10 protein-coding genes and 5 tRNA genes are annotated in these 14540 nt (G+C 46.4%); 3 read left to right on the top strand and 12 right to left on the bottom strand.

Annotation, left to right across the window (positions count from 1 at the left end; all coding sequences use genetic code 11):
• Positions 1–55: 55 nt before the first annotated feature.
• On the bottom strand, positions 56–2098 hold the full coding sequence (prlC, locus tag BS19_RS12395; protein ID WP_038175606.1) for an oligopeptidase A: 2043 nt from the start codon (positions 2096–2098) through the stop codon (positions 56–58).
• Positions 2099–2248: 150 nt separating this feature from the next.
• Between prlC and BS19_RS12390 the strand changes: the two genes are divergently transcribed.
• Entirely contained in the window at positions 2249–3088 is an 840-nt protein-coding gene (locus BS19_RS12390; protein WP_038175626.1) for a 23S rRNA (adenine(2030)-N(6))-methyltransferase RlmJ, read from the top strand.
• 141 nt (positions 3089–3229) lie between these two features.
• Positions 3230–4585 carry a glutathione-disulfide reductase gene (gorA, locus tag BS19_RS12385; RefSeq protein ID WP_038175605.1) on the top strand — a complete coding sequence of 452 codons (1356 nt, stop codon included), beginning with the start codon at positions 3230–3232 and terminating at the stop codon, positions 4583–4585.
• Positions 4586–4636: 51 nt separating this feature from the next.
• Here the strand turns inward: gorA and BS19_RS12380 are convergent, their stop codons facing one another.
• Complete coding sequence (locus tag BS19_RS12380) at positions 4637–5521, bottom strand: response regulator (protein ID WP_038175604.1); 885 nt, start codon at positions 5519–5521, stop codon at positions 4637–4639.
• 104 nt (positions 5522–5625) lie between these two features.
• Between BS19_RS12380 and BS19_RS12375 the strand changes: the two genes are divergently transcribed.
• Positions 5626–6387, top strand: coding sequence for a hypothetical protein (locus BS19_RS12375; protein ID WP_038175603.1), 762 nt, complete (start codon positions 5626–5628; stop codon positions 6385–6387).
• A 1-nt stretch (position 6388) separates the two neighbouring features.
• On the opposite strand, the gene BS19_RS12370 is transcribed toward BS19_RS12375, so the two are convergent.
• The 10 genes from BS19_RS12370 to BS19_RS12325 all read right to left on the bottom strand — a co-directional run bounded on the left by BS19_RS12370 (position 6389) and on the right by BS19_RS12325 (position 14497).
• Positions 6389–7324, bottom strand: coding sequence for an SPOR domain-containing protein (locus BS19_RS12370; RefSeq protein WP_038175602.1), 936 nt, complete (start codon positions 7322–7324; stop codon positions 6389–6391).
• 170 nt (positions 7325–7494) lie between these two features.
• Positions 7495–8433 carry an ABC transporter permease gene (locus BS19_RS12365; protein WP_038175601.1) on the bottom strand — a complete coding sequence of 313 codons (939 nt, stop codon included), beginning with the start codon at positions 8431–8433 and terminating at the stop codon, positions 7495–7497.
• Between the two features lie 2 nt (positions 8434–8435).
• Positions 8436–9413, bottom strand: coding sequence for an ABC transporter permease (locus BS19_RS12360; protein ID WP_038175600.1), 978 nt, complete (start codon positions 9411–9413; stop codon positions 8436–8438).
• A gap of 171 nt (positions 9414–9584) precedes the next feature.
• The gene (locus tag BS19_RS12355; RefSeq protein ID WP_038175599.1) at positions 9585–11135 is read right to left on the bottom strand and encodes an ABC transporter substrate-binding protein; all 1551 of its coding nucleotides are present in this window, start codon (positions 11133–11135) and stop codon (positions 9585–9587) included.
• Between the two features lie 86 nt (positions 11136–11221).
• Complete coding sequence (locus BS19_RS12350; RefSeq protein ID WP_038175598.1) at positions 11222–12937, bottom strand: dipeptide ABC transporter ATP-binding protein; 1716 nt, start codon at positions 12935–12937, stop codon at positions 11222–11224.
• 788 nt (positions 12938–13725) lie between these two features.
• Positions 13726–13802, bottom strand: a tRNA-Pro gene (locus tag BS19_RS12345).
• Between the two features lie 123 nt (positions 13803–13925).
• Positions 13926–14001: transfer RNA gene (locus BS19_RS12340), tRNA-His, on the bottom strand.
• Between the two features lie 79 nt (positions 14002–14080).
• Positions 14081–14157, bottom strand: a tRNA-Pro gene (locus BS19_RS12335).
• Between the two features lie 153 nt (positions 14158–14310).
• Positions 14311–14386: transfer RNA gene (locus BS19_RS12330), tRNA-His, on the bottom strand.
• Between the two features lie 34 nt (positions 14387–14420).
• Positions 14421–14497: transfer RNA gene (locus BS19_RS12325), tRNA-Arg, on the bottom strand.
• Positions 14498–14540: the final 43 nt, after the last annotated feature.

The raw sequence follows: 14540 nt of genomic DNA, 5'->3' as shown, positions 1-14540 counted from the left end.
CCCTGCTGCAGTAGCAAGGCGATAGGTTATTTGTAAAATTGTCAATTTATCTTATTTAAGCGCTAATACCCGCATGACGCAGTAATGCATCAATCTGCGGCTCACGGCCACGGAAGCGTTTAAACAGTTCCATCGGCTCTTCGCTGCCACCCATTTCAAGAATGTTGTTGAGGAAGCTTTGTCCGGTTTCAGTATTGAAGATACCTTCCTCTTCAAAACGCGAGAAAGCATCTGAAGACAAGACTTCTGCCCATAGATAGCTGTAGTAACCCGCGCTATAACCACCAGCAAAGATATGACCAAAGCTGTGTGAGAAGCGATTCCACTCTAGGCTAGGCAAAACCGCCACTTTTGACTTCACTTCGGCCAACGTCTCAAGCACGCGAGGGCCAACCTCGGGATCAAACTCAGTGTGCAAGGTAAAGTCAAACAGGCCAAACTCAAGCTGACGCAAGATAAACATCGCTGATTGGAAATTCTTCGCCGCCAGCATCTTCTCTAACATCGCTTTTGGCAATGGCTCTCCGGTTTGATAATGGCCGGAGATAAACGCCAACGCTTCTTCTTCCCAGCACCAGTTCTCTAGAAACTGACTTGGTAATTCTACCGCATCCCAAGGCACACCGTTGATCCCCGATACCGCCCCCACATCGACCTGAGTCAACATGTGGTGAATGCCGTGACCAAACTCATGGAACAGCGTGACCACTTCATCATGAGTAAACAACGCTGGCTTATCACCGATCGGTCGGTTAAAGTTACAGGTTAGGTAAGCAACGGGCGTTTGCAGTTCGCCCGAAACAGTCATGCGGCGCACGCGACATTCATCCATCCACGCACCGCCGCGCTTGTGTTCACGCGCGTACAAGTCGAGATAAAAACTGCCACGTAACTGCTCGTTAGCATCAAAGATATCAAAGAAGCGTACTGACTCATGCCAAGCATCCACACCTTGACGCTCTTTGACGGTCATACCAAACACGCGCTCAAGCACTTCAAATAGGCCACTGACCACTTTGGCTTCTGGGAAATAAGGGCGCAGCTCTTCGTCTGAGATTTGGAACAGGTGCTGTTTTTGTTTTTCGCTGTAGTAAGCAATATCCCACAAATTGAGCTCATCAATGCCAAACTCACTTTTGGCAAATTGACGCAGCTGTTCGACTTCGTTCTCACCTTGAGGCTTAACTTTGTTGGCAAGATCGTTAAGGAAGCCAAGTACCTGAGATGGGGTTTCCGCCATCTTAGTCGCTAGAGACTTCTCGCTGAAGGTATTGAAACCAAGCATGCGGGCAATTTCGTAGCGCAGTTTCAACTGCTCGTTAATGATTTCGCTGTTGTCCCACTCACCGGCTTTCGGCCCACGGTCAGAAGCGCGAGTAACGTACGCTTCATACAGCTCTCTGCGCAGCTCTTGATTGTCACAGTAGGTCATCACTGGCAAATAAGAAGGGATGTCTAACGTTAGTAAGTAACCATCTAGCTCTTTCGCCTCAGCCGCTGCTTTGGCGGCGGCCAAGGCCGATTCTGGCATACCTGCCAACTCTTTTTCGTCGCTAATGTGCTTGGTCCAGCCCATGGTGGCATCCAACACATTGTTAGAGAATTTTGACCCTAACTCTGACATACGCTTACTGATTTCACCGTAGCGGTGCTGCTGATCGGCAGGTAGACCAATCCCCGACAGCTCAAAGTCACGCAACGAATCGGTGATGGTTTTCTTTTGCGCCTGAGTTAATGAAGCAAATGCCTCACTGGCTTTGATTGATTTGTATGCTTCAAACAAACCTTTATGCTGACCAACCCAAGTACCGTACTCTGATAATAATGGTAAACAGCTTTCGTAGGCGTCACGCAACTCGTCACTGTTAATCACCGAGTTCATGTGGCTTACTGGTGACCAGATGCGACTCAACTTGTCATCCACTTCCTCAATCGGTGCGACTAAGTTATCCCAAGTTGGCTCATTGTTGCCGTCCAGCGCCTGTTCTATTTCCGCCCGGCAATCGGCAATCGCCTGTTCAATCGCGGGCTTAACATGCTCTGGTTTGATTTGCGAAAACGGCGGCAAATCAATGAAGTTCAGCAGTGGATTAGACATAAATCATTCCTTTCATTGGCTAAGCGAACTCACAAGCTCGTCTTAACTATTTTGTGTTGGTCTAAATAGTAAATATAGGTAGGTTCAGCAATTTTCAATAGTAACGTATACTAAAGACCATTATTGTTCGCCCCATTTGAGAGTGTCATTTTGTTAAGTTATCGCCACAGCTTTCATGCCGGCAATCATGCCGATGTGATTAAACATATTGTCCAAAGCCTTATCCTCAACGCTTTGAAACAAAAAGAGAAGCCGCTCGTCTATCACGATACTCATTCTGGCGTAGGTCGTTACGATCTTACGCATGAGTGGTCGGAAAAGACCAGCGAGTACAAACAAGGCATCGCTCGCCTCTGGCAGCAAAATGACATTCCGCAAGAGCTTGAAAGCTACCTTGACTCGATCAAAGTGCTCAATAATGGCGATACATTACGTTATTACCCAGGTTCACCGCGTGTCGCTCGTGCACACCTACGCCCAGGTGATCGCATGGTGCTGACTGAACTGCACCCGAGTGACTACCCACTGCTTGAACAAGAGTTTCATCGCGATCGCCAAGTCAGCATCTTTAAAGAAGATGGTTTTCAACGCTTAAAAGCAAGCTTGCCGCCAAAAGAGCGTCGTGGCTTGGTATTGATTGACCCACCTTACGAGTTAGCCAAAGAGTATCGTGATGTCGTACAAGCCATCAATCAAAGCTACAAGCGCTGGGCAACGGGCATTTACGCGATTTGGTACCCAGTGGTCAATCGCTGTGATATCGACGATATGCTCGATGGCCTCGAAGCGCTTGGGATTCGCAAAATCTTACAAATTGAGTTAGGCGTCTCTCCTGATACCAACGAGCGTGGCATGACCGCATCAGGCATGATAGTGATCAATCCACCTTGGAAGCTAGAGAGTCAGATGCAAGCAATTTTACCTTTCCTCAAGAAAGCAATTGCCCCAGCAACCGGTCACTTTAAAGTCGAATGGATCGTGCCAGAGTAACAGAGGCACAAGCGAGCAAGAAATTAAATTATCGAGGATCGATTGAGTTCAACCACTCTATCCTCCATATCAGAGATATATAACTTTAAAAACGAATAGGGACTGGTTACTGGCTAGTTACCTGCGGAAATGGAGAAAGTCATGTCAACGCATTTTGATTACATCTGTATCGGTGGCGGCTCAGGCGGCATCGCATCAGCAAACCGAGCAGCAATGTACGGCGCTAAAGTCGCGCTTATCGAGGCGCAAGACCTAGGTGGCACTTGTGTCAACGTTGGTTGCGTACCTAAGAAAGTCATGTGGCACGGCGCACAAATTGCCGAAGCGATGCACCTTTACGCTGAAGACTACGGCTTCGATGTTGATGTGAAAGGATTTAACTGGGGTAAACTGGTTGAAAGTCGTCAGGCCTACATTGGCCGTATTCACCAATCTTACGATCGCGTACTAGGTAACAACAAAATCAATGTCATCAAGGGTTTCGCTAAGTTTGTTGATGAGAAAACGGTTGAGGTCAACGGAGAACACTACACGGCCGATCACATCTTGATCGCTGTTGGTGGTCGCCCGACCGTTCCTAACATCCCTGGTGCAGAATACGGCATTGATTCAAACGGCTTCTTTGAGCTAAACGAGCAACCTAAACGTGTTGCTGTGATTGGCGCTGGCTACATTGCGGTTGAGATTGCCGGAGTTCTTAATGCCCTTGGCACTGAGACGCATCTATTCTGCCGTAAAGAATCACCACTGCGTAGTTTTGACCCGATGATCATCGAAACACTGGTCGAAGTGATGGCAGCAGAAGGTCCGACACTTCATACGCATTCGGTACCAAAACAAGTAGTCAAAGAAGCAGACGGCAGCCTGACACTGCATCTAGGGAATGGCAATACACAAAACGTTGACCAATTGATTTGGGCGATTGGCCGCCACCCAGCAACCGATGCGATTAACCTTGCTTCTACTGGTGTAGAAACCAATGATCGTGGCTACATTAAGGTCGATGAATTCCAAGCGACTAACGTGCCTGGCATCTACTGTGTGGGTGACATCATGGAAGGCGGTATTGAGCTCACGCCTGTAGCTGTAAAAGCCGGCCGTCAGCTTTCTGAGCGTCTATTCAATGGTAAAACCAATGCCAAGATGGATTACGACTTGGTCCCAACGGTGGTATTTAGCCACCCACCAATCGGTACTATTGGCCTAACCACTCAAGAAGCTGAGCAGAAATACGGCAAAGATAACATCAAAGTGTACACCTCTGGTTTTACCGCGATGTACACCGCCGTCACCAAGCACCGACAGCCATGTAAAATGAAACTGGTTTGCGCCGGCGAAGAAGAGACAGTTGTCGGCCTTCACGGTATCGGCTTTACCGTCGATGAGATGATTCAAGGCTTCGCTGTTGCGATGAAGATGGGCGCGACTAAAGCTGACTTCGATTCTGTGGTCGCAATTCACCCGACGGGCTCTGAAGAGTTTGTTACCATGAGATAAGAATCTGATAAATAAAGAAAAGGATGCCGATGCATCCTTTTCTTTTTGCGCCTAGAAACCCACTAAAGTGACCTTTCCAACTAATTCATCACCATTCTGGCAGCTGAAATCCACGCGCTTATCAGCGGGTTTGTCATACAATGTTTTAAGCTTATCAAACTCAGCAGGAACAAAGCTGATGTTTTTCAGGCGTAAACTTTTACGTGTTTGACTATCGAGAAATGCCAGTGCCGAGCGGCCTAATACTTCCTGACAAGCATCTAAAGTGCCTTTACTCACCAATTTTTCCTCTAACACTTGCTCACGCTCAGATCTACTGGCCTTTGAGAAGAGACAAATTGCCTCTAAGTCGAGCATAGCAACCGCTCTTGGCCTTTGTGTCGCACTGTCTTCATACACCGCCAGTACGCAAGGAATCTTGCTCTCATCAAAGCTCTGCGCCGCTAAGTTGGTTAGGCTGAGCGCGTCACCCAGTTCGCGTTTTAGTAATTTCTCAAGTTGTGACAACTTAGGTAGTGCGAGCTCTTTTTGGACATCGCTCACCGAGTCGAGAGTTTTTCGGCTCTCTTCTGCACCTTGAACTAAAGGCAGCAGCAAGCGATGTAGTTGGCTATCTTCAAACGGCTTGGTCAGCACAAAACTCGCCCCCGCTGCTTTGGCCTGCTGTATCTGCAACTGATCATCGACCGTCGTAATCATGCCAACTTTAATCTCAGAGTTAAGTTTCATCAGCTCTTTGGTTACCGTTAGCCCCGACATTTCGGGCATATACCAATCCGTTAAGACGATGTCGGGTTGCCACTCTTTAGCCAACTCAATAGCCTCGCGGGCATCACAGGTTTTTTTGATCGACAAGCGGCAGTAACCGAAGCTCTCTAAACCTCGCCTAACAATCTCTAAAGTCGCTTTACTATCATCAACTATCAGTATTTTCACTAACCACCATCACCTAAAGCATCAGAACTGTTTAAATTATAGGCATATTTTTGTCAGACAACTAAACTTAGAGTCGATGTATGTGGCAAATTTTGAGGAAATAAATGGATCTAGCGCCCCTAATGAGCTCAGAAAACCTCGTGGCTCTCGCCATCGATTTCGGTCTACTGATCCTTCTGGCTTGGTTTATCATTTTATTGCTGATTTTGCGCGAGTTTCGCCACTTTGCCCGCCAAGTGGTTAACCACCGCGATATGGACAAAGACACCTATGACTTATGTCAGCAATCGGTCGACAAAGCGCTCGGCTACACAACAGAAAACAGTGACACTCTCAATGACTTAATCATCATTCAACAAGCATTAGAAAGTCAGGTTTCACAGATTAAAGCCGCCAAAGAAGATCTCACTGAGCAAGAGCAAGCGTCAATTGAAGAGCTTAATCAGAAGCTCAATAACTCCCATCGGCTGATCAAAAAACTCAAAGGGGATTTGGATAAGAGCGTTAATGGTCTGCGCCGAGCCAAGAATAAACTGATGCAACAGACCGATACCGTTGAAGGCCTGCAAATCGAGAAACAGCAACTTAAAAAGCAGTTTGACCAACTTGAACAGGAGTACATCCAAATCAGTGAGGCCGGAGGCGCAGCCAGTTTGGCTCAAGAGTTCCAGCAAGAGAAACAACAATTGCTTGAACGAATAGAACAATACAAGCAAAAACTGTCAGCACAAGGCGATACGGCCGCACTAAGCGCCGAATTAGAGGCGTCACAACAACAGCTGCATCACCTAGGGAAAGAGAAGGAGTTCGTGGAGAAGAAGTACCTTGAACTGCTTGAAGAGGCAGAAAAGAACAGCAGTAATTAACTTACTGCTGCTCGAACGACTTTACGCACATGACATTGAGCAAAGAAGTGCCTTTCAGTTGGGTCACTTTACCGCTAGTGAAGAGCCCCGTTTTCTCGGCTCCCCAATAAGGTAAATGCATTGGCCATTTAGCTTGCTGCATCACTTTCGAATCAATCAAGTCTTGCCATTCATCTTGGGTCGCTAAACGCATCCCTAAGCGATAGCAGGTTTTATACGCACCTTGGTAGTCTAAACGATTCCATGCTAAGTCGTGCTCCATGTAGAACTGCTCACCATCAGCGATGCTATAAGGCACTTTGTACTCAAGATTGGCCACGTTTGCGCTAAGGCGAATCATCACCTCATCCATAGGTTTGTTCATTTTAGGTTTTGAAGCCATTTTAGGCTGCGTAGCAATGACTGGCGCCTTTTCTGCGGGCACAGCAAGCACGGTCGTGGCTTGTTTTTCCAGTTTAGGTTTGGCGATCGGTTTGTTCGCAGGTCGCACTGATTGGCGCGGTGCACCTTTGACGACCTCACGGATAAACGCTTGCTTGTACTCTGGTTGTGTTTTTACTTTGGCTAACTCTTGCTGAGCAATAGAGAAATCAGTGTATGGACCAATCAAGCAACGATAAGCCTTGTCTTCAGGTTTAGCCCAAACATCGGTCGAAATATGCTTATAGAGCTGTTTCGCTTTGGTCAATGGCAAAGGCTTGCTAAACACACCACATTGAATCCAAAACGTTGACAGCGACCCTGTCGGTTTCGCTTTGCCCCACAACCCTTTTCCTACTGGGCAAGCACCATCAAGCACCGGCAGTTGATCCGTGGCGGCTTGTGTGGCATCACACAAAAATTCGTCAGCCAATGTTGGCATTGACCAGGCAGGCAAAGTCAGTGCTGCCAACAGCGTCCATTGCTTCCAATGCGATTGTTTCGGCTTTAACGCCATATTGATACCTTTACTCTTTTAACTCGATCCGTGTTGGTTCACTCACGCCGCTCACTAAAGCGTCACTATTGACGTTATACGGCTTTGCTATTATCAATGCAAAAAAAGAGCCGCAATGAATGACGGCTCTTAGTGTAATGAAATTTCTATAGTCAAATCTTAGGCTTGGATCACCCTTTGTAGAGTTTGGGGTTAAATACATCACGTAACCAGTCACCCAACAGGTTGATGACCAAAACGAGAGTAATCAAAACCACACCTGGGAAGGCCGTAATCCACCATGCACCAGAGAAAATGTAGTTAAAACCAATACTAATCAGTGCACCAAGTGAAGGTTGGTCAACCGGCAAACCTAAACCTAGGAAAGAAAGTGCCGCTTCTGACATGATGGCGTTTGCCACCTGCACCGTTGAAATGACCAAGATCGGTGACAGACAGTTCGGTAAGATATGACGGAACATAATGCGCGGCGCTTTAAAGCCCATCACACGTGCAGCTTCAACATACTCTTTCTTCTTCTCTGCCAATACCGACGCTCGAATGGTACGTGCGTACTGCGGCCACTCAGCCACACCAATAATGACTACCAGCATCACCACCGCATACTGACTGTAAAAGTCACTGCCAAAGCTGGCTTTGAAAATGGCTGATACAATGATCGCGACCATCATGGTTGAGAACGACAACTGAACATCAGCAAAACGCATCAAGAAGCTGTCAATTCGACCACCATAATAGCCAGCCGACAGACCAATGATAATGCCGAGAATCAATTGCAACCCAACAGCTAAGAAACCGATCGTCAATGACAAACGCGAACCATACAAAATGGTCGACAAAATATCTCGCCCTTGCTCATCAGTGCCGAGCAAAAAGCGCTCTTCGCCCCCTTCCATCCATGATGGTGGTAACTCTGAGTCCATAATGTCGATGGAAATAAGGTCATACGGGTCGGTAGGTGAAAGAATCGGCGCCGCAAGAGCCAGCACCAAAAAGACCATAAAGACACTAAAACTCGCCATAGCGACTTTATCGCGCTTAAAGTAATACAGAAAATCAGACTGTTTAAAACGCTCCCAGCGTGAAGGAGCAGCGATTGATTGACTCATGATTATGCTCCTTTTCCAGTGAGATTTACGGTCGGGTTAATGATGCCGTATAGCAAGTCAACGATGGTATTGGTTACCACGAATATCAGGCCAACGAAAATAACGTAAGCGGTGATAAGCGGTGTGTCGACACGGTTGATTGCCTCAAGGAAAAGAAAGCCGGTACCTGGCCACTGGAATACCGTTTCAGTCAGAATGGTATATGCCACCATAGTACCGATCTGAACACCACCGACCGTCAATACGGGAAGCATGGTATTTTTGAGCGCGTGTTGGTAATAGATTTTGTTTAACGCCAGACCTTTCGCCTTACCAAACTTAATATACTCAGAACTGAGTACCTCTAACATTTCAGAGCGGACCAAGCGGATAAACAGCGGCAACATGATTGAAGCCAATGCCACACATGGCAAAATAAGGTGCGCTAATCCATCAAGGGTAAAGTAGCCTGACTCCCAACCAAACACATTGGCGGTTTCACCACGGCCATAGGAAGGCAGCCAACCGAGTTCAATCGAAAAGACATACATCAACATGATTGCTGTCAGAAAGACAGGAATCGAAATACCAATACTACTAAAAGCCATCACCGCTTTGGTCAAAATACTTTTGGGATGAATGGCGGAGTAAACACCAAGAGGAATAGAAAAAACCACGATAATCACCGTCGCACCAAACACCAACTCTAGCGTCGCGACGAGTTTATCTAAAATCACTTCAACCGCAGGGCGCTTGAAGAAATATGAAGTACCTAAATCGCCTTGTATGGCGGCGCCAATAAAGCGAGTGTATTTTGTAATGAAGGGATCGTTAAGGCCTAACTCATCGCGCAGAGCTTGTCGCTCCGCTTCAGAAACCGACTGACCAACAAGCTCACGCAATGGGTCACCCAGATTATCCTGAATGGCAAACGCCACCAAACTGATCACAAACATCACTATCAGTGCCTGAAACAGGCGCTTGACCAGAAACGAAAACATTCCTTGCCCCTTTACTTTCCATAGAATTCAGTCTGCAAAACCGAATCAAATTCGGTCGCAATTTTCAGTCTTAAAAATGGCACTCAACCCGACTGAAACAAAGCCAAGTGCCAAAAATTAAGCGGGCATCCGCACCATGCGAATGCCACAACTTCGACTTACTCAGTTTACTTATTTAACGACAAGGTCACCAAAGTAAGGGAAGTTCATTGCGTTAACGATCGGTGCGATCTCTACATTAGATTTCGCGCCCCACGCTAGGTTTTGCCAGTGTAGAGGCACAAACGCCGCTTCGTTGTACAATGTTGCTTCCACTTTCTGCAGCATTTGCGCACGTTTCGCAGGATCCGTTTCAATGTTTGAATCCATGACTAGCTTGTCAACTTCCGCGTTTGAGTAGTAACCACAGTTGTACTGACCTTTACCTGACTCTTCGTTACGAGTCATGGTTAGGAACTCAGAGAAGTTCGCAGAATCTTCTGTGTCTGAGTGCCAACCGATCATCAGCATGTCTGCAGCACATTTATCAAACTCTGGCCAGTATTGCGCTTTAGGCATTGTCTTCAGGTCAACCTTGATACCAATCTTAGATAGCATAGCCGCCGCTGCTTGAGCGATTTTCGCATCGTTCACGTAACGGTTGTTTGGCGCCATCATAGAAAGTGCAAAGCCATCTTCATAACCCGCTTCTTTCATTAGCTGCTTAGCTTTTTTCAGATCGTAGCGTGGCACTAGGTCTGCGCTGTAACCGGCGTAACCTTCAGGACCTTGCTGACCAGCAGTCGTAGCGAAGCCTTTCATGATTTTCTTCACGATACCTTCGTTGTTGATTGCGTGAACAATCGCTTGACGAACGCGAACATCTTTCAGTGCTTCGTTGCTGTTTTGGTTCATTTGGAACGTGATGATACGAGTACCAGGCAGCGTGACTAGATCAACATTTTTTGCGTCTTTCACACGTTTGTGGTCGTTAGGCGCTACAGGTGCGATCATGTCCACATCACCAGATAGAAGCGCGGCAACACGCGTTGCGTCTTCTTTGATTGGTACCAGCGTAAGCTTGTCGACATTACCTGTGTTTTTATCCCAGTAATCGCCAAAACGCTCGAACGTGACTTTTACGCCCTGTTCACGTTGCGTGACGATAAATGGGCCAGTACCAGAAACGTTAGTGGAAGCGAATGAGTTACCGTGCTTAACCACTTCGCCTTTCTCTTTACCGTCTTCTGTCATGCCCGAGTAGAACTTGCTGTCCATTGGGAAGATATAAGTAGCGGTTTGAAGTACCAGAGGGTAAGCCCCTTTTGATACTAGTTCGACTGTGTAGTCATCCACTTTTACCATCTTCTCATATGGTTCGAAGATAGCTTTAAAGTCTGGAGAGTTCTTTAGACGCTCAAAAGTCCAAACAACGTCATCTGCAGTTAGCTCGTTACCAGAGTGGAACTTAACGCCTTTGCGTAAAGAGAAGCGGAAAGTCGTGTCATCAACACGTTCCCATTTTTCAGCCAAGCGAGGTTCAAAATCTAATTTTTGTGTGTAACGAACTAGTGGATCAAATACCATGTGAGACATTTGCAGTGTGCCGCCAGACAGCTGCTCGTGTGGATCAAGTGACACTGGATCAGCATCATAAGCGACGGTGATATCTGCTGCTGCTGCACTAAAACTTAGGCCAGCTGCCATTAAAGCCACTGCTAGTTTGCTTTTCATGGTTTTCATTGCATAACTCCTTATGCGGGATTCATCCCTAGTTGTTGTGTTTGCTTCTGTTTATTCACCCAAAAGCTCTGGGTAAGATCGACGACTTACGCCGTTTCTACATCTTCTCTTAAGCCAGTAAATTCCGGCATTAAAGAAATCAGTTGTTTGCTATATTCATGCTGAGGCGTCTTAAACAGCTGTTCAGTTGGAGCGACCTCTAATAAGGTCCCCATTTGCATCACACCAACGCGATCACACATTTGGCGAATCACAGGTAAATCGTGACTGATAAACAGCATGGTTAGATTAAGCTCATCTTGTAAATCTTTGAGCAGGTTAAGAATTTGAGCCTGTACCGACACATCAAGTGCAGAGGTCGGCTCATCACAAATCAGCAAACGAGGACGTGTTGCCAGCGCGCGTGCAATCGAAATACGCTGGCGCTGACCGCCCGAAAACTCATGGGGATATTTAAGCCCAGCCATACGCCCTAGACCGACGTGATCCAGCAGATCATTAACGATCTGACGCGTCTCAGTTTCATTCTTGGTTAGCTTATGAAATCGAATTGGCTCTGCGATGATATCCAGTACCTTCATGCGCGGATTCATCGATGTATAAGGGTTTTGGAACACCATCTGCATCTGACGACGCATTGGACGACGTTCTTTTTCTGATTTCAGTGCGGTAAGGTCGATACCTTCAAAGGTCACTCGCCCTGAATTCGGCGAATAAAGACCAGCAATGACACGAGCAATGGTTGACTTACCAGAACCTGACTCACCCACCAGACCAAAGGTTTCACCTTCAAACACTTCAAAACTCACATCGTTCGAGGCCTGAACGTACTCGCGACGACTTTCGAACAGAGAATCTTTGGTCACAAAACGTAGATTGACGTTTTCGACATTGAGCAAAGGACCACTGTATTCGCGCTCATCTTGACTCTGTCCTAACCAGTGGTTTTTCACATCAAGAGGCTTCATCTCTGTCGCTTCTTCGATATAGCTCACCAGAGGGAATCGATCGAGTTTCATGTCTGAACGAGGAACCGCAGAAATCAAACTACGGGTATAGGTATGATCAGGGTCGCCCAAGACTTTGGCGGTTGGGCCAAACTCAACCAAATCACCGCGGTACATTACCGCAACGCGATCGGTCACATTCGATACCACGCCCATATCGTGGGTAACGAGCATACAACCGACATTGTTCTTGATACACAATTCACGAATCAAACTCAGGATCTGATCTTGAATCGACACATCGAGCGCGGTCGTTGGTTCATCGGCAATGATAAGATCTGGCTCACCAGCCAATGCAATCGCGATAACCACACGCTGACGCATACCACCAGAAAATTGATGCGGATACTGCTTAAGACGGTTTTCTGGCTGGGGAATTCCCACTTGCTGCATCAATGACAGCGCACGCTGGTACGCTTCTTCATCCGATACCTTCATATTGGCGTGGATGGTCTCTTTCAACTGCTGCTCTACGGTGAACAGAGGATTTAGAGAGGTCATTGGATCTTGGAAGATGAATCCAATTTTAGAGCCGCGTACTTTACGCATTTGCTCTGGGCTCAAACCAGAAATAAGCTCGCCATCAAGGTAGACATCGCCAGTAGCGATACGTCCCGGAGGGCTAAGTAGATCGATGACTGCATTGCCGACTGTCGATTTACCAGCGCCAGATTCGCCAACCACACCAACGATTTCACCGCGTTCAATATTAAATGACAGCGATTTGACTGCGGCATGCACCCCATGACGCGAAGGGTATTCAATGCGAAGGTTTTTTACTTGTAAAAGTGACATTAACCAGACCTCTACTGCTTTGGCAGCTTTCTGCCCTGTCTGAAAAGTGAATCCATTCAAGCCAGAAGAATAGTGTTCCGGCAATTTATAAGGTCATCAATTTGGCAAATAATTCACACAAAAGCAACAAATATAGAATAAAAAGTCGAAATCGCATAAAAACCAAGCACTATAGCCAAATAAATATGCAAACAAGCTAGATCATCATTTGGTCATACCTGTGGTATAAATGATTTAAAACACGGATAAAACAAGAGTTTTAGTTATTAAATACTGCTTTTAGTTATAAGCCCCCTCCACTAACAAAAAGAATAAAAATTCACTTAAAACACAGCAAGTGGCTTTAACAAAAAAAACACATAAGACTGTTAAAGATGACTTATTAAGACAATGATTCGATATTGATCACATATACGCCAAACTATATTCTAAATAAATGCGATATTTATAGATTTATCAACCTAAGAATTTTTGTAGTCAAAGATTGTACTAGCGCCAAATTCATGCAAAAAGGTCAAACAACGGCACTCACTTTCAATAAATAGCCAATATCAACCCAAAGATCAGTCACTTCACTAGGAGAATAAAGACATAAACAGAGTAATAAAGGTGGATATTTCTAGACTTGAGAGGGGAGGAGACAAAACGGCAACCTTACTGTTGCTGCTCTTTAACGTTGTTCAGTGGATGAGGAATTCGGCTAGGCTTCTGACCCCGAACCTCAGATTCAAGTCGCTAGTCGCTAAACGCAAAAAAGGCTCTGCATTTCTGCAGAGCCTTTTCAAAGATGGTCGGTGAAGAGGGATTCGAACCCCCGACCCTCTGGTCCCAAACCAGATGCGCTACCAAGCTGCGCTATTCACCGATAATATATTTTTTTACTTGGTCTACGTTTCTGAGGTTCAACCCTCTGGTTCCGCTTATTCCAAGTGCCGAGATGCGCTACAAACACGCTATTCACGGAAATTTCATTCTTTCTAAGGAAGAATGGGGTGGCTAACGGGACTTGAACCCGCGACAACCGGAATCACAATCCGGGGCTCTACCAACTGAGCTATAGCCACCATCAAATTGTTGTCGTTTACTGCCAAGTCTAGCTATAAACCCAACTCTAATCCCGCTGATGCAGAATTATAGTAATAGTGGTCGGTGAAGAGGGATTCGAACCCCCGACCCTCTGGTCCCAAACCAGATGCGCTACCAAGCTGCGCTATTCACCGACGATATATTTTTTTACTTGGTTTACGTTATAGAAGGTCAACCCTCTGGTCCCGCTTATTCCAAAAGCCGAGATGCGCTACAAACGCACTATTCACCGACTTATATTTTTTCTCGATCTTGAATCAAGAAAGGAAGCAAAGCTACCTGAATAATGGGGTGGCTAACGGGACTTGAACCCGCGACAACTGGAATCACAATCCAGGGCTCTACCAACTGAGCTATAGCCACCATTGAAACTTCTACCGATTAAACCTTTGGCGAATGGTACGCCCGAAAGGATTCGAACCTTCGACCTTTGGCTCCGGAGGCCAACGCTCTATCCAACTGAGCTACGGGCGCATGCCCCATCGGCGGAGTGGAATAATACGTAGTTCACACTATG

Source organism: Vibrio pacinii DSM 19139 (assembly GCF_000711795.1).
Lineage (GTDB): Bacteria > Pseudomonadota > Gammaproteobacteria > Enterobacterales > Vibrionaceae > Vibrio > Vibrio pacinii.
The sequence above is the reverse complement of the archived record's forward strand: the minus strand, read 5'-3'. Positions and strand labels throughout refer to the sequence as shown.

Coding starts and splice junctions, on each gene's coding strand:
- BS19_RS12365 (WP_038175601.1), bottom strand. CDS start 8,433: ATGAGTCAATCAATCGCTGCTCCTTCACGCTGGGAGCGTTTTAAACAG.
- BS19_RS12355 (WP_038175599.1), bottom strand. CDS start 11,135: ATGAAAACCATGAAAAGCAAACTAGCAGTGGCTTTAATGGCAGCTGGC.
- gorA (WP_038175605.1), top strand. CDS start 3,230: ATGTCAACGCATTTTGATTACATCTGTATCGGTGGCGGCTCAGGCGGC.
- BS19_RS12370 (WP_038175602.1), bottom strand. CDS start 7,324: ATGGCGTTAAAGCCGAAACAATCGCATTGGAAGCAATGGACGCTGTTG.
- prlC (WP_038175606.1), bottom strand. CDS start 2,098: ATGTCTAATCCACTGCTGAACTTCATTGATTTGCCGCCGTTTTCGCAA.
- BS19_RS12375 (WP_038175603.1), top strand. CDS start 5,626: ATGGATCTAGCGCCCCTAATGAGCTCAGAAAACCTCGTGGCTCTCGCC.
- BS19_RS12360 (WP_038175600.1), bottom strand. CDS start 9,413: ATGTTTTCGTTTCTGGTCAAGCGCCTGTTTCAGGCACTGATAGTGATG.
- BS19_RS12350 (WP_038175598.1), bottom strand. CDS start 12,937: ATGTCACTTTTACAAGTAAAAAACCTTCGCATTGAATACCCTTCGCGT.